The 24,361-nt window shown below is 57.4% G+C and carries 23 protein-coding genes; 6 read left to right on the top strand and 17 right to left on the bottom strand.

What is annotated here, in order from left to right; genetic code table 11:
- Window positions 1-185 precede the first annotated feature (185 nt).
- The 17 genes from cas2 to U9R61_RS09215 form a co-directional block, all read right to left on the bottom strand.
- Window positions 186-467 carry a CRISPR-associated endonuclease Cas2 gene (cas2, locus tag U9R61_RS09295; protein WP_322488535.1) on the bottom strand — a complete coding sequence of 94 codons (282 nt, stop codon included), beginning with the start codon at window positions 465-467 and terminating at the stop codon, window positions 186-188.
- A gap of 19 nt (window positions 468-486) precedes the next feature.
- Entirely contained in the window at window positions 487-1,506 is a 1,020-nt protein-coding gene (cas1, locus tag U9R61_RS09290; RefSeq protein WP_322488534.1) for a CRISPR-associated endonuclease Cas1, read from the bottom strand.
- Window positions 1,484-2,344, bottom strand: a complete 861-nt coding sequence (cas6, locus tag U9R61_RS09285) for a CRISPR-associated endoribonuclease Cas6 (protein WP_322488533.1) — start codon at window positions 2,342-2,344, stop codon at window positions 1,484-1,486. The genes cas1 and cas6 overlap by 23 nt, the downstream gene beginning before the upstream one ends.
- A gap of 105 nt (window positions 2,345-2,449) precedes the next feature.
- A complete protein-coding gene (locus U9R61_RS09280; protein WP_322488532.1) occupies window positions 2,450-3,886 on the bottom strand; it encodes a hypothetical protein in 1,437 nt (478 codons plus the stop codon).
- Between the two features lie 4 nt (window positions 3,887-3,890).
- A complete protein-coding gene (locus tag U9R61_RS09275; RefSeq protein WP_322488531.1) occupies window positions 3,891-5,372 on the bottom strand; it encodes a hypothetical protein in 1,482 nt (493 codons plus the stop codon).
- 14 nt (window positions 5,373-5,386) lie between these two features.
- The gene (gene csm5 / locus U9R61_RS09270) at window positions 5,387-6,796 is read right to left on the bottom strand and encodes a type III-A CRISPR-associated RAMP protein Csm5 (RefSeq protein WP_322488530.1); all 1,410 of its coding nucleotides are present in this window, start codon (window positions 6,794-6,796) and stop codon (window positions 5,387-5,389) included.
- Between the two features lie 54 nt (window positions 6,797-6,850).
- Complete coding sequence (gene csm4, locus U9R61_RS09265; RefSeq protein ID WP_322488529.1) at window positions 6,851-7,945, bottom strand: type III-A CRISPR-associated RAMP protein Csm4; 1,095 nt, start codon at window positions 7,943-7,945, stop codon at window positions 6,851-6,853.
- Between the two features lie 4 nt (window positions 7,946-7,949).
- Window positions 7,950-8,762, bottom strand: coding sequence for a type III-A CRISPR-associated RAMP protein Csm3 (csm3, locus tag U9R61_RS09260; RefSeq protein ID WP_322488528.1), 813 nt, complete (start codon window positions 8,760-8,762; stop codon window positions 7,950-7,952).
- A 19-nt stretch (window positions 8,763-8,781) separates the two neighbouring features.
- Entirely contained in the window at window positions 8,782-9,234 is a 453-nt protein-coding gene (csm2, locus tag U9R61_RS09255) for a type III-A CRISPR-associated protein Csm2 (protein ID WP_322488527.1), read from the bottom strand.
- A 56-nt stretch (window positions 9,235-9,290) separates the two neighbouring features.
- Window positions 9,291-11,450, bottom strand: coding sequence for a type III-A CRISPR-associated protein Cas10/Csm1 (gene cas10, locus U9R61_RS09250; RefSeq protein ID WP_322488526.1), 2,160 nt, complete (start codon window positions 11,448-11,450; stop codon window positions 9,291-9,293).
- Between the two features lie 326 nt (window positions 11,451-11,776).
- Window positions 11,777-13,270: a tripartite tricarboxylate transporter permease gene (locus U9R61_RS09245; protein ID WP_322488525.1), complete on the bottom strand. Its 1,494-nt coding sequence runs from the start codon at window positions 13,268-13,270 to the stop codon at window positions 11,777-11,779.
- 9 nt (window positions 13,271-13,279) lie between these two features.
- The gene (locus tag U9R61_RS09240; RefSeq protein WP_322488524.1) at window positions 13,280-13,771 is read right to left on the bottom strand and encodes a tripartite tricarboxylate transporter TctB family protein; all 492 of its coding nucleotides are present in this window, start codon (window positions 13,769-13,771) and stop codon (window positions 13,280-13,282) included.
- Entirely contained in the window at window positions 13,768-14,742 is a 975-nt protein-coding gene (locus U9R61_RS09235) for a tripartite tricarboxylate transporter substrate binding protein (RefSeq protein ID WP_322488523.1), read from the bottom strand. Before U9R61_RS09235 ends, U9R61_RS09240 begins: the two co-directional genes overlap by 4 nt.
- Before the next feature lie 170 nt (window positions 14,743-14,912).
- Window positions 14,913-15,989 carry a hypothetical protein gene (locus tag U9R61_RS09230; protein ID WP_322488522.1) on the bottom strand — a complete coding sequence of 359 codons (1,077 nt, stop codon included), beginning with the start codon at window positions 15,987-15,989 and terminating at the stop codon, window positions 14,913-14,915.
- 265 nt (window positions 15,990-16,254) lie between these two features.
- Window positions 16,255-17,676: a tyrosine phenol-lyase gene (locus tag U9R61_RS09225; RefSeq protein WP_416208838.1), complete on the bottom strand. Its 1,422-nt coding sequence runs from the start codon at window positions 17,674-17,676 to the stop codon at window positions 16,255-16,257.
- Window positions 17,677-17,839: 163 nt separating this feature from the next.
- Window positions 17,840-18,979, bottom strand: coding sequence for an FAD/NAD(P)-binding oxidoreductase (locus U9R61_RS09220; protein ID WP_322488520.1), 1,140 nt, complete (start codon window positions 18,977-18,979; stop codon window positions 17,840-17,842).
- 185 nt (window positions 18,980-19,164) lie between these two features.
- Window positions 19,165-19,410 (bottom strand): sulfurtransferase TusA family protein, encoded by a 246-nt coding sequence (locus tag U9R61_RS09215; RefSeq protein ID WP_322488519.1) that lies wholly within the window; start codon window positions 19,408-19,410, stop codon window positions 19,165-19,167.
- A gap of 530 nt (window positions 19,411-19,940) precedes the next feature.
- Between U9R61_RS09215 and U9R61_RS09210 the strand changes: the two genes are divergently transcribed.
- From U9R61_RS09210 to U9R61_RS09185, 6 genes are all read left to right on the top strand, one after another.
- A complete protein-coding gene (locus U9R61_RS09210) occupies window positions 19,941-20,489 on the top strand; it encodes a hypothetical protein (RefSeq protein WP_322488518.1) in 549 nt (182 codons plus the stop codon).
- 180 nt (window positions 20,490-20,669) lie between these two features.
- Window positions 20,670-21,140, top strand: coding sequence for a DUF1801 domain-containing protein (locus U9R61_RS09205; protein ID WP_322488517.1), 471 nt, complete (start codon window positions 20,670-20,672; stop codon window positions 21,138-21,140).
- Window positions 21,141-21,265: 125 nt separating this feature from the next.
- The gene (locus U9R61_RS09200; protein ID WP_322488516.1) at window positions 21,266-21,985 is read left to right on the top strand and encodes a cupin domain-containing protein; all 720 of its coding nucleotides are present in this window, start codon (window positions 21,266-21,268) and stop codon (window positions 21,983-21,985) included.
- Window positions 21,982-23,004 carry a hypothetical protein gene (locus tag U9R61_RS09195; RefSeq protein WP_322488515.1) on the top strand — a complete coding sequence of 341 codons (1,023 nt, stop codon included), beginning with the start codon at window positions 21,982-21,984 and terminating at the stop codon, window positions 23,002-23,004. Before U9R61_RS09200 ends, U9R61_RS09195 begins: the two co-directional genes overlap by 4 nt.
- Window positions 23,005-23,008: 4 nt before the next feature.
- Window positions 23,009-23,839: a hypothetical protein gene (locus tag U9R61_RS09190; protein WP_322488514.1), complete on the top strand. Its 831-nt coding sequence runs from the start codon at window positions 23,009-23,011 to the stop codon at window positions 23,837-23,839.
- On the top strand, window positions 23,836-24,357 hold the full coding sequence (locus U9R61_RS09185) for a hypothetical protein (RefSeq protein ID WP_322488513.1): 522 nt from the start codon (window positions 23,836-23,838) through the stop codon (window positions 24,355-24,357). Before U9R61_RS09190 ends, U9R61_RS09185 begins: the two co-directional genes overlap by 4 nt.
- Window positions 24,358-24,361 lie beyond the last annotated feature (4 nt).

Here is a 24,361-nt window from a genome sequence, read left to right as displayed (position 1 = left end):
CAGTTTCAATCCCCTCACGGGGATTTTGGTGTTTTGAAGATACCACATCATCTGCCGCTTGGCAATGCTCTCCAGAGCACAATTCGCGCGGTGGCCGCTGATGTTCCGCTCGTTGTCAAGCGTTTTCGGTGATCATCATCGGGTGTTGCCGGGATTTTTCGCTTTCTGCTGCGATCCCGCGCCGCTCAGAAGATGTACACCTCATGACTCGTCTCTAGCGGTGGCCCTTCTCCAATGATCTCGACGTTGCGTCGACACATGCCGCAGAGTTGGTAGATACGTAGTCGGTCGCCTTCAGCTACGTCAATGAGCCGGCTGAGTTTCTGTCTGAGCCGGCGGTAGGCATCCACCTCGAGGTCGCATTCAAAGACACTCTCCAAGACGCGCTGGCCGTACCCTTCGAGAAGTTTAGCTATTTTGAGCCGTCGCTGATCAACGCTAATGTCGTAGCTGATGAGATAGAGCATCTGACTGCTCCTGCCTTTCTTATCGGACGGCAAATGGTTCGTAGCTATCAGTCTGTTGACGCACGACCCGTGCGAGCCGTCTCGCCTGTAAAACGATACAGCGAGTGTACGGTACTCTGCCCGGACCACTATCGGCTCCTTCGGGATGAGTGGCTTCGGTGCGTAGCCGTTCTTCAAAGGCGGTGAGAAAGGCGCGTTTACCTTCGTCGGTGATGATGATCGGTCGTTCACCTTCACCCGGTTGGAAGTGTTCGGGTCGAATCCGCCCATCGTTGCATACCCGCACGACGAGCGAGTCGACGAGAATGGGCCGAAATTCTTCCATGAGATCGAGCGCTAACGATGGACGACCGTAGTCAAGGCTGTGCAGAAAGCCAAGGTAGGGATCGAACCCGGCTGCTTGTACCGCCCCCAGCACTTTGTGCACTAAGAGGGTATAGCCGAGCGAGAGCAGCAGATTGACGGGGTCGGGTGGCGGGCGCCGTTGGCGTCCGCTGAATGACCACTCCGACCCGATGAGGCTGCGTACTCCGGCAAAGTAGCGCGCCGTTGCACTCCCTTCGACCCCTAGCAGTGAGCTGATTTTGGTGGTTCGTTTGATCCGCTTGATGTAGGCCTCAAGATCGTTGGCCGCCGCTAGCGCTTCAGGCGGTGGTTCGGCACGGTTGCGGCTGAAGCGTTGGAGGAGTGCGCGTTGGTTGCGTAGTTTGCCCTCGACGAAGCGTTGGGCAAGGGTGAGTGCACGTGCCGGATCGGCGGCACAAGCGTATTGCGCCTGGCGCAGTGCAACATGAGCCGTGACCTGCCCAACGAGGCGACCCTGATAACGTCCATCGACCGTCATGAAGGTGACTTCAATGCCGCGGTCGAGCAGCCGTTTCATCGCCGGGGTGCTGATGCCGACGTTGCCAAAGATGACGATGTCGTCGAGCTTGACCAACGGTACGCTCCCGATGATCTCAGTCCCCCGACGCACTTCGATCCGTTCACCATCGCAGCCGATTTCGGCGCCTTGTTCAATCACGTACAGTGTCGCCATTGTCGGGTCGTTGGTCTAGGTTGGGGCGATGAGCCGGGACGAGTCGTGTTTGACCAAACCCCCGTGTGGTACCGGCGCCAACGCCGCTGTAAAAGGCGAATGTCGCAAGCACCGCGATGCATGCACGCCAATACCGATCTCCGGTCATTGCCCGATAGGTGCATCGCCCCACTGCGCCGATTTGCAACGCACCACCACTCGTCGGTACAGCAGCACTGCGGAGGTCGAAACGACTAATCGCCAGACATTCGGTTGCATAACGGCGTACTTCGTCAGGCAGAGCCAGGTCTGCCGAGGCGTTCCACTGTTCGAGGAGGCTGCCGAATACGAGATCGGGCAGCGGCAGCGGCATCGTCATACCGCGCTGCCGAAAAGTGACCGGTGTGGCGAATTCGAGTGTCCACGTGGCGGGCAATTGATCAGGGCGATGGAGCAGCGGTGCGGCGAGTTCCCGGTAGTCGGCTCGGTTGGCCCACGGATGCTCAGCAGCCGTATTGGCCCGCGCAATAACCCGCCACGGCTGACCGTCAAGTTCGAGCATGCCGATCTGTGTTGGCGTCCATTCGGCAGCCATCTGTTCAAGTTCGGTACTGAGGAGCGTGACCCGTAAGTGATAGTCGCGTTCAGGATCGACGAGCACCGAAGAACCACCACCTAACCCCCAGACGTTCGAGACGGTAAACGGTTTACGCCCATCATCGTCGTGGATGCGCGCAGCAAGTTGGGGATCGGCGCGCTGAATGAGCCGGAGCACGGCAGCGTGGGTGGCCCGGCTCAGATTACCGGGTGTCTGTCCCGCTTTGGCCGGACGTAGTGTGAAGACCATAGCTTGCGGCATACTGTACCTCGCGAGCTGTGCAGTAGTGATTCAATTGTTAAGGTACCACAGCTCTGTAACTATTGTATACGGCTTGTAGCAGCGTATCTTCTTGGTCTGTATGGCTCACGACCGCAGCAGTTGCTCCAAGAGGCGGTTGATATGTTGGTAGGGAGATGGTGGCAGTGGCCGGTTACACACCTGCTCATAGAGCCGTTGCAAATGTGGCACAATATCGTCGGCAGCGGTCGAGGGGGCCGTTTGGCCGGCAAAGGCGCGGGCCAACCCAACTTTTTGCACCCCGGCCAGGTTATGGGTCAATTCGTTGCGCCGCTTGACCAACTCCCCAAGCCGATCAATGTCGTTGAGCAGTTGCCGCCGACGGGGATCGGTAAGGTCGGACAAACGACCGATGAGTTCGCGGAGCACCGAACGGTCGACGGGTAGATCACGACTCGGATCGCGATCTCGGCTGAGGGTGAACGGCTGTTGTTGCAGCCAGGCGCGGTCGAGGTAGGGACCGTCATCGTCGATGGTATATTGGCGACTGCGGAATCGTACCCCGTGCTGCAAGCAAAGGAAACGTAGCAGATTTTCTTCAAAGCGTACCACTTGGGTCAAGAAATCGGCGTAGAGACCGATCTCGTAGCGAGCTGCCGCCGCGTGGACCACCTCGGCCAACCGCATGCGGCGGTCGGGATTGCTAACCTCGGCCCGTAACCGATCTATGGCATCCACCCACCCCCCACTCGGGCGAGCCTTGTCAAGCGCCCGGCGCGCGTTGTCAAAATCGAAGTTGAAGCGGTAATGGGCGTAGGCCAGCAGCGGCGCAATGAGACTCGCTGCTGCCGGGTCGAGCCGGTCGGTGATAATCGATTCTTGTTCGAGAAAGGTTTTGGCGGCAGCCTTGTAGGCGTAGGTTTCGGTGTTAGAACGGAGTGTCGCACGAAGTGGGGCGGCCAAGAGACGCCGACCGGTGTTGAGGGCGATGGGTGTCGGTTGGGTGGGGTGGATCGACAGCACTTCGGTACGCCCGCCGAAAGCTTCAGTCCCGGCAATCAGCAGACCGGTGGTCATTGCCGGTGTTCCCCCGGTAACTTCGAAAAACGCTGTGTGATTCGGATATTCGGCGGCCAATTTCAACAACCGCCGTTCGAGAAAGCGCAAGGTCAGATTATAATCCGATGGGTCACAGCCGATCCCGTGCTCATCTTGGATGATCCACGTCTCGATGCGTGCCGGATCAACCGGCGGGTAGGGGGTCAAGCCATCGGCAAGCAAGCGGGCAATGATCTGCGCAGTATACACGGTATCACTTTGATAAAACTTCTCGCCGACGGAAACCGGTTGATTGGAGGCGATCAGCACTACCCGCACTAGTGTCACGCTTCGTTCGGCCAGATAGCGCAAGGCTTTGGCGATGATGCGTAACTGAAACGTTGTCCGCAGCTTATCGTACTGCGCCAACGCAGCTTGCGCCCATTGCCGTTCGCTCGTTTGTTTCGGTAAGGTTGGGCAATCGAGATCACGATTTCCCACGTTGCAAACTAAAAGTGCTTCCATCACTTTACACCCCGCGCTGCAACTCTCTACCGACTTTATCGGCAATCAGCTCAAACGGTGATTGGGATTGGGGCGATTGAATGTCTAACAGATAGAGTACACGGCGGAGATCGTCAATAATCTTGTCTACACCCCCTTCGTACACTTCTTTGATCGTACCTTGCGAAACGCCGGCAAAGCCGTGGGCTATCACGCTCTGATTACGCAACTCGGCCAGACGATCAAGCTGGTCAAGGCGCGCTTTGACGCCGGCGAGGCGCTCACGCTCTTTTTTGCCGGCAAACGGTGTACCATCGGTACGCAAGCCGCCGTTGATGATGAACTCAAGCATTGCCTGCATCACCGGACGGTTTGGCCCGTCACGATAGCGTAATGGCTGATTATCAATCGTCTTCTGTTCAAGGTATTGGTGGAGATGGGGATTGCCGTCGATCTGAGCAAGATAGGAGGCCAGGTTCGCCTCACGTACTGCTTTGCTCATATCGGTCGGTAAACCGAGGTAGCGTTCGACCACAAACCGCAGCACTCCCTCTTGAAACCGGAAGATACGGCCCAGCATATCAGCGTAGCGCCCGTTGTGGGCAGCAATCTCGGCACTATAGGCCACCTCGCGGAGGAGTGCCGCCGAGTCTTTATTGTTGATCAAGGGCAGCAGATCATAGTGTAACGTAGCGCAGAGATCGCGCAACTCACCACTCGCCCGCAGTTCTGCCAATTCAATCGCATCCCGCGCACGGTTAAAATCGAAGGCTTCGCGATAAACGGCATACTCCAGCAGATGGATGACCGCCTCCGACATCTTCGTGCTACGCACACTGAGCAAGGCCGCCGGAAAATTGCGGCGTTTGAGCGCCTCCATTACATTGACGCGCTGAAACGATTCTTGTAGCTTCTCACCGATACGTAGCTCGGTAACGTGCCTCCCTTCCGGTGGGTAGATAAACCGACAACGCTCGGCGAAGGCGATGCTAGCTTGGAGTTGGAGGGCAAAGTTGCAGGCGGGAATCCCACCGGCGGTGAGTACGTAACAGGTGCTTACTTCCGGCTTGTTATGCCGCGCTACCAGACCGGCATAGACTTCAAACACCTCATCGTAGATACTTGGGTTGAGATCCGCCTCCCGCGCACCTTCAATCCGCTCCGGGCGAGCCTCGACGATCCAGTCGGCAAACTGCTCACGCACCAAACGGGAAACAATGTGGGCAAACCAGATCGTGTCTTTATCACGCAGACTCACGCCAAAGCGATCCGGTCGGGTCGTTTGCGGACGTTCGGGCTGGTCGGTGTAAAAGCAGATCAGGCGCGCCGGTTGATCGGGATACCGATTGTGAATGTACTGCAAGCACGGCGTGATGATCGGTAACTCAAACTGATGTGCGGTGAACTCATCCCAAAGCTGCTTCCCTTCGGGTCGCGGACGGGAAGGCCGTTGACCGTCGGCGATCAGGTCACTATTTCCGATGTTGCACAGAATCAAGATGGTCATTGCACTGCTCCTTGTTAGTTGCCAATGGTGATACACACCCATCCCAACGGCAACCATGGTTGTCGGTTACGCACGATCACTTTGCGCGTAGCCGGAAAGGCATCACCGGCGCGGAAGCGTTCTGAACGGTTGAGTTTCATTTTGAATGTTCTCACCGCCTGCACAAACGCTTCTTCACGTTGAGAGGTATCGCGTAGGCGGTCGGCGAGGGTCTTTGATTGCCAGCCGGCACCCCAGCCGATTGGGGCAAGGAAGGCATTCGTATCGGTAAGCTGATCGAGGCGCGATCTGAGGTCGGCGTAGAACCGGCTGAGGTTGGCTGCGTCAGTGCGGCCATTGAAGTAGCGTTGCTCGCGCTCGATCAAGGCTCTTGCCCGCTGTCGTCCCCACGCAGCGATCTGCGCCGGTTGCAGGTATGTCGCCCAATCACCAAAATCGATGATCTGACGAGCGATGTTGCTCTGGAATGGGAACTGCTCGATCTGCATCACCGCCGTGAGGGTCACTCCCTCAGGGATGGCCTCAACCGTGATCGGTGATCCTTGGGGAAAAACGCGGACCTGTAAGAGCGCCGGGGCTTGATCAAGCAGTCGGCTATCTCCAATGTGCACGGTGCGCAGGACGTCGAGCAGAAGTGCGTGGCTCACCCGCTTCCCGGCTTGCTGTTGGTGTCCGTGGAAGATTGCCTGCTCGATCTGATCGGCAGCTTTACGCTTGTCGCGCGTATTGGCGAAGGTCAGCAGTTGCTGTGCTGCGCGGGTCGGTGCTAAGGCCCACGCCAAGATGGTGCGCAACGCGCCTTTGAGCGAAGAACCGGGTACATAGAGGCGGTCGGCTACATCTTTGACACAGGCCAGAATCTCACTCCGTCCGGTTTTGACTTCGGGCATGCCGGTGTAGCTATAGCGGACAATCGGTGAGTCGGTGGTGAAATCGGTAGTGGTCAGCAGTTTGCTCTTCAGAAGATCGCTTACACCGCTGTTAGCCAACAATTCCGGTGGTACCGCCGGCCCCTGACCGCCGGTAGCTTCAAACTGTGCCCATTCGGCGCGCAATTTTTCGAGTTCTGCTTTGATCTTATTCGCCTCGGTCAACAGCCGTTGTTTTTCACGCTCGGCCTTGCGTGGATCACGCGGCGGCGATTGTTCAAACCGCTTAATATCGTTAATATTTTGCTGTTTGCGCCGTTCTACCTTTTCCTGACGCTCCATCAACTTAGCGCGCTGCTGTTCAGGTAGAAGCTGCTGACTGACCCAACGTTGTAACGCCAGGTCGAGCGCGGCATTGCTATTGATGACATAGGTGGTCTTGTTGTCCTTATCGATGTAAAAATCGACCTCCTCATACAAGCGCTCGCCACTCAAGATACAGAGTGGGCTGAGCGTTTCGATCTGCAAGCGATACACGCGATTGGGTGCAGGCATAGGATTCCTCTCTAGCGTACCGACAACGATGGTTGTCGTGGGCAGACGCGCGCCTCAGCTCTCGAATGCTGCTTCCGGCACCGGTACGGCCAACGCCATGCCGCTCCGATAAATCGGATGCGTTACCGTGTTGTCAGGCCGTACATCGATGATGTGACCGCGGGGAAGTTGGCCGTCGCTGATCGCCAACACCGATCCCTCACTCACCATCATGACCGTTTGGCGTCGGTAGGTCACGCCGTTGGTGGCCAGAAACCAACCGCTGCTGGAGACCAACTGATAGGTCGAGCGCGGATTGCGAACCAACGCCAGCTCGTCGGGCGTCGGCAGGTAGCGCGAGAGCAAGACGGCGTGACGATGCGGACCGGGTAGCTCAAGGGTCAGCGGTACACTGCGCTGCCAGGCAAATGCACCGTAGCCGCTGCTACGCTTACCACCCAAGCCGCTCTCACCGAGCAGAGTTAGCAATTGCTCAAAGACGGGTTGAGCAGCGGGATCGTGAAACGCGACCAGTACGTGCAGTCCCACCGCCGATGCAAAGACGACCCGACCCACTTCGTAATACGCCGACGCTGCACTAAGCCGATCAAGCGTCACGTGTGGGGTTGCTTCGATCTGCCAGAGCGGGGTAACTTTCAGTCGTTTGCGCCACGCCTCGTCACTTTCATTAGCAGCCGGACGCCACGGCGTCGGCAAGCGGCGCGCTTCGGCTTCGGTCAGCCAGACTTTGCCTTGTTGGAGTGCGATAATTGTCGCCGGCAATGCCTCACCACGACAGGCGGCAGCAAACAACTCTGGCGAAAGATAACGCAGTTTCTTCAACTGCTTCGCCTGCACCGTGGCCGTTTCGGCGAGGCGCAACGGCAACAGCGGGCGTGGTAGCAGTGGTAGCTCACCGATGACCGGCAGCAGCGAACTATGGCGCAATGGCGGCTCACCGTGCATAAACGGTCGCACCCACGCCGGCGCGCCATCATCGCCAACCTCGGCCATACTCAGCGCCGCTTGCACCACCAGCGCGGCGAACAGCGAATCGGAAGCGAGCGTCTCGCTCGTCTCTTCCAACCCAATCCCCTGCCGCCCGAAGTGGAAGGCGAGAGTTGCGGTGCTGTGCGGAGGGACAAGCCGATAGACGGTAAAGGTTGGCATACGCTTACTCCGCAAAGATTTCCTGTAAGCGCTTGACCACCTGTTCACAATCCAGCTCACGCAGCGAAGCGGCCTGCTCCACGGTTTGTGGCTCGCTGACGCTGCCGGCCTGCAACCGACGCGCCAAGATCGTTACGTTACACAAGCGAATTTGGCCGTTGCCCCGCGATCCCATGCCGCCCAGATAATCCTCTTCCAGATAGGTAAACGCTTCGAGTAACGTACCGAACAGCGCCACCACCTCGCTCACCTTCTCATCATTACCGACGTAGACACTATAGACTGCCTCTGCCGGGCCAAAGACCGCTCCCGCCGGGACACGCTCAATTTGGCGCGGTGCTGCCGCCGATGTCACCCGGTCAATCGCTGCCTCCCATTTCACTTCGGTGTAGGGTAGATCGGTGCGCAACTGACGCAACTCCTGTTCTGATTCTTCGGTCAACGGTACATCGCGCATCGCCAGGCGGGTTGGTACACTGATGGTCAAATCTTTATGGTTGGGCAACGTTCCGAACACGCCGGCAATCGGGCGATAGCGCTGATACTCGTCTTTGTTGGTCGGCACATGCACGTAGACCCCTTCATTGACGCGAAACGTTTGCGGTGCGCCGTAGACCTTTTCCAACAATGAGCGCAGCTTGCCCTTCAGCGATGAACCGGGAATGTAGGGCTGATTGGTGCGTGGGTTGCGGATCACGGGTTTATCCAACCCGCCGATCTCAAGCCCACCGGCAGCGCCACCGATATGGAGACCGGTTAGGAGTTCGATGTTGGCGCGAAAGATGATGCGACCGTGGAGAGTAACCGAGCGTGTCATGGCTGAGACCTCCTCATCACTAATTGGCGCGACCGCCGTAGAAACGGTGGTACGCGAGAATAGCCTCGAACAGATCGACAAACGTGTGAAACCGTCCGACATCATCACCAACCAGGTCAATGGCCGTCGAGAGCGTCTCGACCAAAGCCTTCAACCCTCGATTGTTGGTGAAGCGTCCGACCTGATACGCCATCTTTGGTTTGAGCATGAGTAAACGGCGCTGAACGGAAAGCGGTAGCTTCTCGGTACCAACCCGCACCTCTTGCTCAATCGAGCGTACCTCACCAAAAATGTTGCGAATCTGCGAGGTGGTCAAATCTTTCTGTAATGCTTTGCCCAGCCGATCGGCTTCTTCAATCAGCAACTCGATTGCATCGGGAGAATCGCCACCAATGATTTTTTTCAAATGTTGCTGATTGATCGAGTTGATTTGTTCCTGCTCGTGCTTCCCACCCGACGACGAACGATTCATCATGCACGACCTCCTTTGCTGTTCCTAGTGACACACCACCTGTAACTTCCCCGGCCTCACCGCCGTCCATCAGGCCCGCGGAGCAGCAATTGTGCCCACCGCGCCGCTAATCCGGCGGGAATGATGGTGCGGGATGCAATCCCTTTACTGCTGAGTAACTGCTCGCGCAGAGCTTCAATCCGCGGACGTAGGTCACCCGACCGTTCGGCGAGGCGGGTCAGTTGGTAAGCACCCTGCCACACCCACGGCCCGACGAGAAGCTGCACCTGACCGCCCCGATTAAACCGCTGGCGGGCACGGGCGGCCAGCGCTTGGATTGTCATGAGCAAGCTGCGCGGCGCACCATTTGCAATCAAATCTATTAGCTCATCTTTCAGGGTGGCAGCCCGTTCAAACTCCGCCCAGCTCAACGTCTGCCCCAAAAACGTAATCGCATCCTTGCTCCGCCCATCAGGATGTTCGTAGGACTTGGCCGCATCCAACGCATTGCCGGCATCTTCTGCCGCCTGATAGAGTGGGTAGCCGGCCTGATGCAAAGTAATTCCGGCTGAGACCGTCACCGCACCACCGGCATAGCGGATAAAGTCGGCATGAATGGTACGGGCTAGTTCGGGTAACACGTGCCACGACCCGACCAGAAACAGATCATCACCACCGCTGTAGACAGCATAGATCCCACCCTGACCCTGGCTTCGTTCGTTAACCTGCCGACAGAGTTCGCCAACCCAACCTTCAAAAAAGCGACTCAGTGCACTACTGAGCGCAGCAGTCACCGCTAAACCGGCCAAACCGGTGGGGCGCTGTAACCCGCGCCCGAACAAATCACCAAGGTTATCCACGTCCATCCGCAAGACGGCAATCCGGCGAATGCCTTCGCTCTGGTCGGCCAACAAATTGAACGGGGCAACATCACCGGGACGTAGTTCTTCGGCTTGCTTCGGATCAAGCTCACGGTAACGTGACAGATCGGTATCGCGCAAGCGGTAGGCTTCGGCCACCAAATAACGCTGACCGATCAAAATCGCTTGCGCCGGTTCGGGCGGCACCACCTCGTCGGTCAATGCCAATGCACGCCGCTTGGCGACCGGCAAGCGAACCTGTTCTGTCAGTTCGTAATTCACCCCCAATTTGCTCACCACACTGCGCCATGTTGCGCCGGACACTGCCGACGCCTGGGGAACGACCAACAGCACAGCAGCGCGGGTCAGTTGCCGTCCCAAATCGGCTAATGACTCGCCGAACGGGTCAGGAGCTTCTTTGCCATCACTACGCGGCGGGCGTGGTGGGCGCGGTTGGAAAATACGGGCAAACGATGCGTCGTCCAATGCGGCAAACCGTCGTCGCTTGTCGGTGTCAATCGTGCGTGTCAACTCGTGCCATGTGTGCTCACCGTACTGATCGGGGCTAAACGGCGCAGTTGCACCGAGCGCCACATAGAGCGCACCACGATGGTGTTCGAGCAGCACCTGCCCCAATTCGCGCCGCCAAGCTAACACCTCATTGGCGAAACGTCCCGGCAGCACGACGTAGAACCGACCACCACCGGCATACAGCAGATTACAGAGCGGCATCCCGCTCTCGCGCAAGACCCACTGCGCACAGGCATCGGTGAGCAACTGTAAATAGAGTGAACGTCCACGCAACTGACGTGCCGCGCCTTCCGCCGGAATACTGTAGAGAAACTCTTGCAAACCGGACAGATCACCACCGAGCAGACAGATCTGCTGCTGCGCATCACCGGTCAACGCTGCCGCGACGGCTGCATGCAGCCGCGCAAGATCGTAGAGTGACACTGCCGCCAACGGTGACGGCCACGCCGATCCGTAACGTTGCAGTGTGTTCAGAAGCAGCTCGAGGCGAGTGACCGGCTCGGTAGCCTGTGCTGCTGTAGCAAGCCCGGTACGTAGGCCATCGCGTAGCGCAGCCGTAGGCGTAGCCGGTTGCTCCGTCGGAAAGAGCGCGTTGGGGTCACACCGCAAGGGCGTCGGTAGTTGCCAAGCCAACGGCGGTGCTTGGCCGACCAATCGGGTGAAGACGGTCGCCAGGTGATCCGGCAACGGTGGCCACTGCGCCTGTGGCGACTGACCGGCGATCTGCCACGCGGTTGCGATCAGATCGGGCGAGGCGGTTATGTTTTCGCCAACAGCAGCAGCCACCCACGCCTGCAACACGTGCACAGCTGTGGCAACCGGATCGGTTGGGTGGGAAGTGGTCATAGGCTTGTGCTCCATCATTCAGATTTACGCCGCGACCAACCACAAGACGATCATGTCTAACGATACCATGTCTATTGTAGCAGGAAGGTGTATCACAAATGTGAACTTTAGATCGCTTAACCACAGGATTTTTAGAAGAGATGTGATGATCCTGACACCACACGAGAGGTAGCAGATCGTTATCCGATCTGCTGATAGCAACGTAGAGCAGACAATCAGGTGGGAGCATACAGATTGGATCGGGATATGGGTACCGACGGTATGTGCTGCTTTCCGACATTTGTTCAATCCTCATCACCACGCCCAAATACCAACCGACCAGACGGCTACTTACCGTTCAAGCGGTTGATGAGAAATGGTACGTAGGGGAGGACAAGCGCGGCCACAGCGGCCAACAACAAGCTCAACGCCAACGGGCGGGTGACAAAGATGCTGAGGTCGCCTTGACTAATCGCCAAGGCGCGGCGGAACTGGGCTTCGGCCAACGGCAGCAAAATCAGGCCTAAGATCGCCGGCCCGACCGGAATCCGAAACCGGCGCATCCAAAAGCCGATGACACCGATCACGTACATGATGACGACATCAACAAAGCTGTTGGCCATACTGTAAACGCCTAGGGTACCGAAGACGAGAATCCCGCTGTACAAAAGAGGGCGTGGAATAGTCAAAATCTTGACCCAAATCCGGATCAGCGGCAAATTGAGGATCAGGAGCATGACATTGCCGATATACAGACTGGCAATCAGCGTCCACACCAAATCAGGCGCTTTTTGAAACAAGAGCGGCCCTGGCTGAAGATTGTAGATTTGAAACGCAGCCAGCAGAATGGCAGCAGTGGCTGACGTAGGCAAACCGAGGGTCAACAACGGCACCAACACTCCGGAAAATGCAGCATTATTTGCCGCTTCTGGCCCGGCCACCCCCTCGATAGCGCCCCGGCCCCACTCATCTTTATGCTTCGAGAGCCGTTTCTCCAGCGTGTAGCTGAGAAAGGTCGGAATTTCGGCTCCACCGGCGGGTAAGGCACCAAGCGGAAAGCCGATCAGCGCACCGCGCAACCATGCCGGCCACGACCGCCGCCACTCTTCCCGGGTCATTCCCACCGACGAACGCACGCCCAGCACTTCGGTTTGCGTATGGCGCAGTTGGGAAGCGACGTACAGCGCCTCACCGACGGCAAACAGGCCAACCGCCACCACCACAACGTCGATGCCATCGAGCAGCTCGACGATCCCAAACGTAAACCGAACCTGCCCGGAGAGGACATCAATTCCGATCAGCCCGAAAAAGAGACCGATGAAGAGGCTCATCATGCCGCGAATAATCGACGAACCGACCAGCGCCGTCACACTCACGAAAGCCAAAACGGTCAGTGCAAAATAATCGGCCGGCTGGAAGAGCAACGCAACCCGAGCCAACGCCGGAGCCGCAAAGGTTAGGAGGATGGTAGAGAGGGTACCGGCCACAAACGAACCGATTGCCGCTGTCGCTAATGCGGCACCTGCTCGTCCGGCCTTTGCCATCGCAAAACCCTCGAAGGTCGTCGCAACCGACGCCGACTCACCCGGCGTATTGAGCAGAATCGACGTAGTTGACCCACCATACATGCCACCGTAATAAATCCCGGCGAACATAATTAACGCGCCGGTTGGATCAAAATTGTAGGTAACCGGCAACAGTAACGCCACCGTCAACGCAGGCCCGATCCCCGGCAACACACCGACTGCCGTCCCGATGGTGACGCCAATCGCAGCCAATACCAGATATTGTGGGGTCAAGGCATTGACAAAGCCGGTCAAAAGCTGGCTAACGACATCCACAGTTGTATCCTACAACCAGCCGCTAAGGATTCCGGCGGGCAGGCGAACACCGAGCAGGCGGGTAAACGTGAGATAGACGATCAGACCGATAGCCAAACCGACCAGCACATCACGTCGCCAATGTGTGCTCCCCAAGACGTGACTGCTTAGGGGGAAGAAAAGGGCAGTCGCCATCACATAGCCGAGTGGCCACAGTACCGCAGCATACCCGACAAGAATAGCAAGCAATACCAGCGTCGTCGGCCAATCGGTACTAGCCTCTTCGGCAGTCACCTCGCCGATCAAGTCGTGGTCTGGCGTAATCGTCACCCGTATCAAGAACAATGCGCCAAACAGCAAACATCCGAGACCGATGATTGTTGGAAACACCCGCGGGCCAACCACCGTAAAACCGACACTTTCACCGATCTGCGGGGTCTGAGCGAGGATAACCCCACCCAGACCCATCACAGCAACTGCGGCCAGCCGTAACCAGAGCAATGCGCGTTGTTGGTGATTCATTGGACAAGACCGAGATCGCGGAGAACCGTACCGATGCGGGTAATTTCGTTGTTCAAAAAGGTACTAAACTCATCACCGGTGCGGAAGAAATCGGTCCAACCGTTGTTCTTCAGCGCATCTTGCCACTCTTTACTGGCATGCATCTTTTCGAGCGCAGCAATAATCGCAGCACGCTGCGCGGCAGTCAGCTCAGGCGCACCAAACACGGCTCGCCAATTCATCAGCGCCACATCAACTCCCGCTTCTTTGAGTGTCGGTACATCGAGACCGGCGATGCGCTGTTCACTCGAAACTGCCAGCATACGCATCGTTCCGGCCGCAACTTGCTCGGCAAACTCGGAGACACCGGACACACCGGCGGTAACGGCACCGGAGAGGATCGCAGCGGTCGCTTCGCCACCTCCCGAATAGGCAATGTAGTTAATCTGACCGGGCGCTACCCCAACCGCCTTTGCAATCAGACCAACCAAAATATGATCGGTTCCACCTGCCGAACCACCACCCCACGAAATCGCGCTCGGATTCGCTTTAAAATCGGCGATCAGCTCTTGCAGCGTCTGATACTTTGAATCGGCGGGAACCACAATCGCCTCCGCTTCTGCCGTCAGCAACGCCAGGGGTGTCACCTGTGAGAGATTAACCGGCGCTTTGTTAGTCTGGATCGCGCCGACCATCACTAACCCACCAACCATTAGTTCGTGCGGTTTACCTTTGGCTTCGTTGACAAACTGCGCCAGCCCGATCGTACCACCGGCACCGCTCACGTTATACACCTGCACTGTTTGGCCGGTTGTTGCAGCGAGCGCAGTCTGCATAGCCCGCGCCGTGCTATCCCAACCACCACCAGGCGAAGCCGGAGCCATGATGTTAATCGGTTGGGTTGGGAACTGCTCCGTAGTGGTGGTGGTTTGATTGGCACACGCACTGAGCAGTACTGCAATGAAGATGAGTGTGGGGAAGACACGCTGCATTGCCGATCCTTATCTATGTACCTTTGTTGATAGGAGTTGGCCGGTATTATTAGTCTGAACTGCGATCAGCGTCCATCACTACGCCGATTGCGCCGGTCAATACCTCCCATCCAACAGCAGAAGGCGAGCGCCGGCTCTGCCACACGCTCGCCTTCCCCTTCACAGCCGGCCTACGGCAGCGGATCAAAATCCCGCCGCGTACCATCGGTATACAGAATACTTTCCACTGCGAAGCTGGCCGTCATATCGTTTAGGCTGGTCGCCAATACCCACTGATCTTCCTTCCTAAACCGATTAAAGCGAAAACCCGATCCCTTTTCGACAAACACTTGACCAGGTTGGAGTGGCTCATTGATAGTCCAGCCGATGTACATCTGGGGTTCACCGAACAGATCTTGCAAAATAAGCGTCCCTTTGATCGCACGCGCCGGTTTATCTAACCCAGCAGCCGTAAACTCAATGTCAAACCAGATATACTCTTGGATATCGGTGTCATCAAACCGCTTATCCAACAATCGAACCGATATGATCTCCTTGCGAACATCACTTGGGAGCATATCGGACGGGATCGAAGCGGGATCCACCGACGTTGGCACGGTCGCCGGGGTAGTAGCACTGGTGTTCTGGAGCGAAATGGTGGGAACGGCAAGCCCGTATTTAGCCGCTACGTATTGCTGTCGCAGCATCGCCAGCGTTTGCTCATGGGTAGCAACCGTTGCATTTGTAACTGCCGCAATCAGACCACCACTATACTTGGCGGCTTCCGCACGCGCTGCCGCAAGATCAGCTTCCAGTTTCGTCATTTCTTCTGCCAATCGCGCGGCAAGTTCAGGATCGGGATTGGTTCCGGTCATAGTCATCTCTATCGGTACCCCGGCCTCGATGGCGTGGATCCGCTGTTGAATCAGTGCCTCGGTCGTTTTCAAAATCTCTAGCCTGGCTTCGATCAATGCCTTCACCAGACCACCGGCGAGTTTGGCGTTCGCCGTTTCAGCCGAGGTAATATCCGCACGCACCCGTTCGAGTTCTGCTTGCAGATCGGCGACTTGCTGTTGTTCCTCCGGCGAGAGGGTGCGGGTGCCACCGGCGCTCTTCGCTTCGGCTGAAGCAAGCTCCGCATGCACCCGTTCGAGTTCCGCTTGCAGATCGGCGACTTGCTGTTGTTCCTCCGGCGAAAGGGCGCGGGTGCAAGCGGTCATGGTTATGGCGACGAGGAACAAAACCAGCATGAAACGAATACGATACATTGAAACCTCCTTTGGCAACTGCGATAACGACACGTAGATGGTTCCTACAGCGAGAGACGGTGCGCGTGTTTGGGTCAGTACAACCTCCTAACGATACCGGTCGATCCGCTAGAACTTAGTATAGCATAAAGATTATTCACAAATGTGAATGTTCGAACCCATTTTTACACCGAGTTCGCAAGTTGTGCGTAAACTCGGTGTACGGCATAACCGAACGTGGACAGAACCTACCAATCTACACGCCGTGGTGCCTCTGCGTTATGCATCACTCCGCAACCGGTTCAAACCGGGCTTGGAAGAAGCGCAGGTAACGCGGCTCATAAACCATGCGCAGGCCGCGTACACGTTCGCGCTGGTCGTAGATGGCTTTCACCGCTTCGGCGACCACATCCATGTGGGCTTGGGTGTAGACCCGGCGCGGGATGGTGAGGCGGGTCAGTTCGAGTTTCGGGTAGTGATTCTGGCCGGTTTTGGGATCACGTCCGGCGCTAGCGATGCCGCGTTCCATCGCTCGCACGCCTGAGTCGAGATACAACTCGGCGGCAAGGGTTTGGGCTGGGAAGAGGTCTTGGGGTAGGTGCGGGTAGAAGCGGCGAGCGTCGAGGAAGATGGCATGGCCGCCGATCGGCTCCACGATTGGGATATTCCAATCGAGCAGCAGTTCGCCGAGGTAGCGCACTTGGCCGATTCGCGCCCGGATGTAGTCCTCTTGCATCGATTCTTCGATCCCAACCGCCAACGCCTCCATATCGCGCCCAGCCATGCCGCCATAGGTATGCAATCCCTCGTACACCACCACCAAATTACGCGCCTCGTCAGCGAGCTGGTCATCGTTGAGCGCCAGCCAGCCGCCGATGTTGACCAGACTGTCTTTTTTGGCGCTCATCCATGCGCCGTCGGTATAGCTGCAAAACTCACGCACGATTTCGGCAATGGTGCGCGAGTCGTAGCCGGGTTCGCGCTCTTTGATGAAGAAGGCGTTTTCAACCAGCCGGGTGACATCGAGAAAGATACGGATGCCGTAGCGGTCGCACAGTTCGCGCAAGACGCGCACGTTGGCAATGCTGACCGGCTGGCCGCCGGCCATATTGACGGTGCCGGCGAGGCTGATATAGGCGATCTGGTTGGCGCCGACCTGATTGATCAGCGTTTGCAGCTTGTCGAGATCGACGTTGCCTTTGAAAGGGTATTGGCTGAGCGGATCGTGCGCTTCGTCGATAATCACATCGACAAACGTGCCACCGGCCAGTTCTTGATGGAGGCGGGTGGTGGTGAAGTACATATTGCCGGGCACATACTGGCCGGGTTGGATGGCGATCCGGCTGATGAGGTGCTCGGCGCCGCGGCCTTGGTGGGTAGGAATGACGTGGCGGTAGCCATAGGCCTGCTGCACCGCCGCTTCCAGCCGGTAGAAGCTGCGACTGCCAGCATACGCCTCGTCACCCATCATCAACGCTGCCCACTGCCGGTCGCTCATGGCATTAGTGCCACTATCGGTGAGCAGATCGATATAAACATCTTCCGAACGGAGCAAAAAGGTGTTGTAGCCAGCTGCTTTCAGCGCCGCCTGGCGCTCGGCCCGGCTAATGATCCGCAGCGGCTCGACCATCTTGATCTTCCATGGCTCGGCCCATGAGCGGCGGCCAAACTGCTGCCCCATCGTGCGTGGATAATCTTCCATCTCCATCGCGCTGCCTCCTTGCTATGAAATCATGCAAAACGGGGCGACGACATTGTCGCCCCGTGCAAACGTTACTCGCAAAGGCCAAAGGCCCCCGATGCCAAGACGCTCCATTGCGCATTGCATCTGCTCGTAAGCAGCCATCCTTTGCGCCTTTGCGCGTAACGCATTACACCATCCCGGTCGGCACCAGATGCCAGTAAGCCCGGTTCAGCAATGCCTTCTCGTAGTGGTAATAAGCACTCGGCTTAGGCGGCTGCGGCGGATGGGTGTAGTCGAAGACGAGTTGGGTCGCTTGGCCGCGCCCGGTCTCAAGGAAGCACATCACCTGCCCGTGGTAGCGCTCATCGCTCGGCTTGCCCTTAATCTCGCCGGTAATGCGGTGGGCGATCACCTTCGCCTCAAAGTGGGCCGCCGCACCGCTCTTGCTCACCGGCAGATCGGTCGCGTCACCCAAGCCGTAGATGTACGGGAACTGCTTGTGCTGGAGCGTTTCGCGATCGGTGGGCAACCAACCCTGCGCATCACCAAGCCCCGAATCCATGACAATCTTCGCCCCGCGGTGCGGCGGCACCAACACCAGCAGATCGTAAGGCAGGGTCGTACCCTCCAATGACGAGACTGTTCGCTCAACTGGGTCAATCGATTCGGTATTAAAGAAGAGCTCGTAGTTAATCCCGCGCTCTTCTAACATCGGCGTGACAAAGGTCGCAACACTCTCAATGGTAAAGACGCGACCGATCGGCGAGAGGTACGTAATCTCGGTCTTTTCACGCAACCCGCGTTTGCGCAGTTCATCCTCCAACATAAAGGTGAACTCCAGCGGGGCAGGCGGGCACTTGTAAGGAATATCAGCCACGCCGATCACCACCTTGCCGCCGGTAAACTCACGCAACGCGGCGTGCAGGCGCAGCGCCCCCTCGGCGCTGTAAAAATGGTGAGCGCCTTCGCGATAGCCGGGCACCGCATCGGGATCAAGCCGGGCGCCGGTCGAGATAATCAGGTAGTCGAACGGCAACTGCGCACCATCGGCCATCTCAACGAAACGCTCGTGCGGATCGATCTTCACCGCATCACCAATCAGCAAATCGGCCGAGCGACGCAACAGCGAACGTTCGTTCCGCTCCCAACGCTCAGGCTGCGCACCGCCGAACGGCACGTACAACCAGCCGGGTTGATAGACATGCTTACCGGTGCGGTCGATCAATGTAATTTGCGCCTGCTTGCGCGTCAATTGGCTGGCGAGTAGATTAGCGACTAACGTGCCGCCTACCCCACCGCCTAACACCACAATCTGTTTGACTGCCATAGTCTTTACCTTCTGCGTATTGGGCAAACCCAACACGAACCTTGCGCCGTCCACACGGCGGCGCACACAGAACGAAACTCAAACACAACAACGTACAGGGTAACAGGCTGTCATGATTCGGAGTCGTTACGCATCGCCCCCTATTGCGTCGTTGCGTTGACCTCTGCGCATCTTGGCGGCCTAAGTTAGCGCTTCTTGCGCACCACAAAGCGGGTATAGCCTTGTTCGGGAAATGCCCCGATAAACTCGTGGCCGGCCTTCTGCACCCAGATCGGAATATCCTTGGCTGAACCGGGATCGCTCGACAACACGGCGACCACCGAGCCAACCGGCACACTCTTAATCCCGCGGATCAGCTCCATCATCGGGCCGGGACAATGGCTGCCGCGTGCGTCAATCTCTTTGTCAATCGTGATGTTGGGAGTTGTCATTGCTGCCTCCTACGGTCAACGTTGACCGAATTGATTCCTTGTGACAACTATAGCATCCATACTTCTCTTTAAACAGAAAGAAGCGACAACATATTCTGTACAGGCAGCAACCGTTGCCGGCGGGGGCATCCGGCGCAGCGCAGTTGTTGAGAGAAGATAAGTTAAGGATGGCTTAACGGCGTCTATCTTGGTGTGCATCACATGCTGTCGCAGTCCACAAATCGGCGCTGATAGAGTGCCGGCGCTCAGCGCAACCGCTTCCTTAGAATGCCAAGGCAGGCACCCCCGCCTGCGACATGAACCGCCCTTGCCGGTGCTCGGCGTAACCGCCTCCTTAGAATGCTTGCCACAAGCCCGCCACCCCGGCTGCCGTGCTGGTATGATGCATTGTGTATGACAATGACGTTGCCCAGTTCATCCGCGAGCGCTAGCGACAGACCAGTGCTTGCCCACAGCGCTTCTACGTGAAAGTAATCCGCTGCGCCAGTGTATACGACTGCTAACCCGGCCATCTCACAAGCAACAAATATATGCGTTCCATCCGCTTTATCGGGTACGGCATCGCCTTTACCTTAGCGCCGGAAATCACGAATCTGATTATCATCAATCGTATGCCAGACGCTTTCGTCGGGGCGATGGGAGTCTACTGTTTCCTGTTGGCCGCTGGGTACATCGTGCAGCACCAACTCGACCGGATCATCCGCAACCCGGTCTGGTCAACGCTGAGCGCAATGTTCCTTGCCGGTATGTCCGGCTTAGGATTTGAATGGTTTGTGATCGGCAACTCGCCATGGCACAACCCTGACGCAATCCAATGGGGCATGGCCGTCTACTGGATCGGCCTTTTCACGATCCCGCGCATTCTCACCGATCCGCAACCGGCAGTGCAAGGCTTAGCCCGGACGATCAAGGTCGTTTACATCATCTATTCCGTCGTTCATCTTGTGATCGCCCTTAGGCTGCCGAACGCAATCTTGCCATTTGTCATTCCGCTGCTGTGGATGTTGGCATATACTGCGTTTGGCGGCTTCTATTGGCGCTACCTCGCCCTCTTGCGCGGCGCGATGACGGCGCACTGAACTGTTCGATAGGTGAGACCACACGCAATCCGCAGATGTTGCATGTCATTGCGAGGACGCGCAGCGCCCGAAGCAAGCTCCTACTGTAGCGGATGCGCTGCCTTGCCGGCAACGAACTAACCAGTTTCGTTGGTAGGTTATCATCAGCACGACGATTAGTGAAACAAAGGAGATGCTCGCATGGCACGCAACAAACGCGCCGCTGACGATGTACGGGATGGCTTCTCGGCAGAAGAACGGGCCGCAATGCGCGAACGCGCGCAAGAACTTAAAGCCGCTGCCCGCCGGAGCGGGCGCGCTAAACAGGAAGAGGATGCCAACGCGGTGCTAGCTAAGATTGCTGAACTGCCGGAACCGGATCGCACGATGGCCACTCGCCTGCACACCATCATCACCACCAACGCACCCGCTCTCGCGCCACGGCTCTGGTACGGCATGCCGGCTTATGCCAAAGACGGCAAGGTGATTTGCTTCGTCCAAAGTGCGCAGAAATTCAACACCCGCTACACAACACTGGGTTTCTCTGACGCCGCCATGCTCGACGATGGCGTGATGTGGCCAACCGCTTTTGCCCTCACCGAGCTTACCCCTGCCGCCGAAGCGCAAATCGCGGCGCTAGTACGGCGAGCGGTAGATGGGGTGGCAGAGTAGCGTAATAATCTGCCTATCATGCCAAAAACTTAACATTTCTTTAACATGATCTTCAAGATAAGATAATATCTCATTTTTACAATGAAGTCGTTTGCTCAATCGTCTGCTTCACCACAAGCTTAGCAATGTCACATCAGCTCATTGATAACCTGCAACGCATCCTACCGGCTGGGGCAAGTATTTTGGTTACTGACAGCGATGGCTGTTTGTTGACCATTCGCCGGCATTGCGTGCAAACACTTGACTCTGAGCGCGATAACGATCTCTTGCCATTCATCGACCAAGGACATGTTGCCCGCTACTTGATCGGCAGCGCTGCTACTTCTGACCGCAACCCAACCAATGCCACCTACAAGCTCGGAGTCGTCGCGGCGCATCGCGGGTTTACACCGCATGCGCATGGCGCCGAGCATTTTGTGTTTAGCACCGGTTATGCAGCCTGCGGCTTGTACGATGCCGAACGTGACGATATTGTGACCGTGCCGCTCACGCCGGGGATGATGCTGCACATTCCGGCGATGATGCCGCATACATTCAACAATCGGGCCGGCACGCCTCTGCTGCTGTTGATTGCCAACACCGGGATGGGCCTTGACCACGAAGACTACGCAATCACCGCTGCGCAAGCCGAAGTGCGCGCTCGTCACGCTCATGACCATCACCATCATCATAACCATCATGAGCATGAGCAATCAGTTGATTTTGCGCAATTGGCGGCGGTATTGCGACGGATGGAACAGACCTTGCCGCAGATGCAGGCGCACTACCGCCTCAACTGGGGCGAGCGGTTAGCAATGCGCCTGCGCTGGCTGGCGACCCAGCTAGAGCGAGGAGCGACCGAATGAAGTGCCCACATTGTTATGCTGAATTGCGCTACCGCGAACGTTCGAACCGCACATGCAGCAAATGCCGACAACAGTTTGTGCTCGAACCAAAAGCGAATACATTTAAGCTGCACGATCTCGGTTTGCGTGATTTGCTCAACCGACTCAGCCAGAACGGCACGATCCGGTTGACGAGTGAACAAATGCTTGGCGCATTGCTGCGCCGGCAGCAGGCGAAAAAGGGCGGGTTTCCTTGTGGATTGTATGTTCTAGCGACCATGATGACAGCTTTTTTGTTTGGTATCATAAATGTCGTGTTAGATCTTCCAGAGTTTTTTATTATCATACCGGTCATTTTCGCATGGATTATCACTGGGTATTTCTCTACTCGTATCAGTTCTTCTCCACGATTACCTTCGCTGAGCAATTTTGAAGAAACCATCCTCCGCCCGTGGAATCTCAAATATGGCCGGCCACCGTGGTTGATTATGAATGACGAAACAATCGCGCTCTCTATGATGCAACCGCCGATCCATCCCAATGCGGTCAACGTGGTGATTCTCTGCCCATCGGCTGCGGTGCGCGCGTTTATTGTCGCCAACGAATTGCCGCGACGGTTCGGTATGATTGCGCTGCCACCCGTGATCAACGCCGCTCAAGAACCGTGGTTGCGCGCTGTGCGCGAACGGCGCGTGCCGGTCTATGTGTTGCACGAAGCGAGTTTGCCTGGCTGTTTGCTGATGCGTGATGTCTACCAACTCTGGCAATTGCCAGTTGATCATCCGGTGATCGATCTGGGAATTAATCCGCATGACATTTTGGAAGTAAAGAAACCGTTGCTGCTGAAGGCGAAACCGGATGAGAAATTAGTCAATAAAGTAATGGACTTTACCCAGCTCAAACCAATTGAAGTCGATTGGCTGAAGAAAGGCAACGTAGCGCCGCTATACGGTCTGCCGCCAGCGCGCTTGCTGGCGATGCTGATAGCCGGCGGGAAGGCCGGGCAGTTGGGATTCATGAGCTGGCCGAAAGCAGCGTAAATCTATGCACGCGATCACCACCTTAGCCTTGCAACGTTCAATCGCGCAGCTTGAACAAGCTGGCGCGCACTACACCGAGGCGCAGCTTTTTTACGCTGTCTGCTACACCGTGCTAGCGCCTTTGCGTGCAGCGCTTGGCAAGCTACGAGTGGCGCTGACACTGCCGCCACCGTTATCGCCAACGGCCGTGGCGGGCGGGTTGCGGCACTGGATCGATCGGCACGGCGTGCCGGTAGGGTTATTGCCGGCTAATCCCTCTCTCATTAGCACCGCTGCGCCTCATACTACGACCGAGCTTGACCACTATGGATTACCGCAGGTGTTGGTCTGCCAAGACGCCGCTATTGCCGCGATGTTGCGCGCCAATGCCTTTGACCTCGAACTGGCCTGCCCGGTCTTCACGGTACGCGACTGGCCGCTACCGGAGGCAATCATCGCTGCGCTGCGCCGCGCCAACCGGCCACGGATTTTGGTGTTGCACAACGCCAGTGCCGATGGTCTTGCCCTTGCCGGCCAGTTGACGGCCGCGGCTCCGTCCGCCATCCCCGTGCAACCCATCGGCCTGCGCCCGCGCCACGCTAAGGCGCTGCGGCTCTGCGCCAACCGGCGGTTGCCGCCGTCAACCCTCAGCGCGCTGGCGGTGGTCGACGATGAGGCACGCTGGCTGCAACGCGGCTGGCAAGCGGACGTAGCTGCTGTGTATCCGATCAAACTGTTGCGCTCGCTGCGCGCGATCGTGTATGCTACCCCGCAACCAATCTCGTGGCGAGAACGCTGGCGATATTTCGTTCATAGCGGTTTTATGAGTTGGCCGGCGTGGAAGGAGGCCGTATGAGCTATGATCCCAACCGGCAATATGAGGTCGTGCGCTACCGTGACGAACTCTTGCCCGACCAAAGTGTGCGCCGCACCTACAGTAACGGCGTGACTGAGTGGCGCCGGCGTTTGCCCGATGGCACAGTAGCTTGGCAAGACTCACGCGGCCAGCACGGCACCGATGAATTGCTCGGCAAAGGGATTGTGAAGCGGGTAGCCAATGGTCGCGTGTTCTACGGCAAAGAGCAAGGCTATGGCCGCACCGCGTGGATGATCGATGGCCGGCCAACGATTACGGTGAACGAGACCTCGTTCGGGGGCCGGTTGGGTGAGATGCTAGCGATGGTTGGGCTGGCCAGCATGATGGGGGCGATTGTCTGGCCACCGCTGATGCTCAGTCCTGAAGAAGAGGAACAACTGCGCGCTGCGGCGCAGCAACAGAGCAGCCTCGGCTCGGCTGGCGGCGATATGGGCAGCACTCCCTCCTCTACCTGGAGCAGTGATAGCGGAGGCGATGCCGATAGCGATTTTGGATAGGACG

This window comes from Chloroflexus sp. (assembly GCF_034431535.1).
Taxonomy (GTDB): Bacteria; Chloroflexota; Chloroflexia; order Chloroflexales; family Chloroflexaceae; genus Chloroflexus.
The sequence above is the reverse complement of the archived record's forward strand: the minus strand, read 5'-3'. Positions and strand labels throughout refer to the sequence as shown.

Bases quoted from the DNA above. Each gene is read 5' to 3' on its own strand.
- U9R61_RS09200 (WP_322488516.1), top strand. From the start codon at position 21,266: ATGTCACATCAGCTCATTGATAACCTGCAACGCATCCTACCGGCTGGG.
- csm5 (WP_322488530.1), bottom strand. From the start codon at position 6,796: ATGCCTGCACCCAATCGCGTGTATCGCTTGCAGATCGAAACGCTCAGC.
- cas10 (WP_322488526.1), bottom strand. From the start codon at position 11,450: ATGACCACTTCCCACCCAACCGATCCGGTTGCCACAGCTGTGCACGTG.
- U9R61_RS09230 (WP_322488522.1), bottom strand. From the start codon at position 15,989: ATGTATCGTATTCGTTTCATGCTGGTTTTGTTCCTCGTCGCCATAACC.
- U9R61_RS09205 (WP_322488517.1), top strand. From the start codon at position 20,670: ATGGCACGCAACAAACGCGCCGCTGACGATGTACGGGATGGCTTCTCG.
- csm2 (WP_322488527.1), bottom strand. From the start codon at position 9,234: ATGAATCGTTCGTCGTCGGGTGGGAAGCACGAGCAGGAACAAATCAAC.
- U9R61_RS09210 (WP_322488518.1), top strand. From the start codon at position 19,941: ATGCGTTCCATCCGCTTTATCGGGTACGGCATCGCCTTTACCTTAGCG.
- U9R61_RS09215 (WP_322488519.1), bottom strand. From the start codon at position 19,410: ATGACAACTCCCAACATCACGATTGACAAAGAGATTGACGCACGCGGC.
- U9R61_RS09280 (WP_322488532.1), bottom strand. From the start codon at position 3,886: ATGGAAGCACTTTTAGTTTGCAACGTGGGAAATCGTGATCTCGATTGC.
- U9R61_RS09275 (WP_322488531.1), bottom strand. From the start codon at position 5,372: ATGACCATCTTGATTCTGTGCAACATCGGAAATAGTGACCTGATCGCC.
- U9R61_RS09235 (WP_322488523.1), bottom strand. From the start codon at position 14,742: ATGCAGCGTGTCTTCCCCACACTCATCTTCATTGCAGTACTGCTCAGT.
- U9R61_RS09185 (WP_322488513.1), top strand. From the start codon at position 23,836: ATGAGCTATGATCCCAACCGGCAATATGAGGTCGTGCGCTACCGTGAC.
- U9R61_RS09240 (WP_322488524.1), bottom strand. From the start codon at position 13,771: ATGAATCACCAACAACGCGCATTGCTCTGGTTACGGCTGGCCGCAGTT.
- U9R61_RS09225 (WP_416208838.1), bottom strand. From the start codon at position 17,676: ATGGAGATGGAAGATTATCCACGCACGATGGGGCAGCAGTTTGGCCGC.
- csm4 (WP_322488529.1), bottom strand. From the start codon at position 7,945: ATGCCAACCTTTACCGTCTATCGGCTTGTCCCTCCGCACAGCACCGCA.
- csm3 (WP_322488528.1), bottom strand. From the start codon at position 8,762: ATGACACGCTCGGTTACTCTCCACGGTCGCATCATCTTTCGCGCCAAC.
- U9R61_RS09190 (WP_322488514.1), top strand. From the start codon at position 23,009: ATGCACGCGATCACCACCTTAGCCTTGCAACGTTCAATCGCGCAGCTT.
- U9R61_RS09220 (WP_322488520.1), bottom strand. From the start codon at position 18,979: ATGGCAGTCAAACAGATTGTGGTGTTAGGCGGTGGGGTAGGCGGCACG.
- cas6 (WP_322488533.1), bottom strand. From the start codon at position 2,344: ATGCCGCAAGCTATGGTCTTCACACTACGTCCGGCCAAAGCGGGACAG.
- cas2 (WP_322488535.1), bottom strand. From the start codon at position 467: ATGCTCTATCTCATCAGCTACGACATTAGCGTTGATCAGCGACGGCTC.
- U9R61_RS09195 (WP_322488515.1), top strand. From the start codon at position 21,982: ATGAAGTGCCCACATTGTTATGCTGAATTGCGCTACCGCGAACGTTCG.
- cas1 (WP_322488534.1), bottom strand. From the start codon at position 1,506: ATGGCGACACTGTACGTGATTGAACAAGGCGCCGAAATCGGCTGCGAT.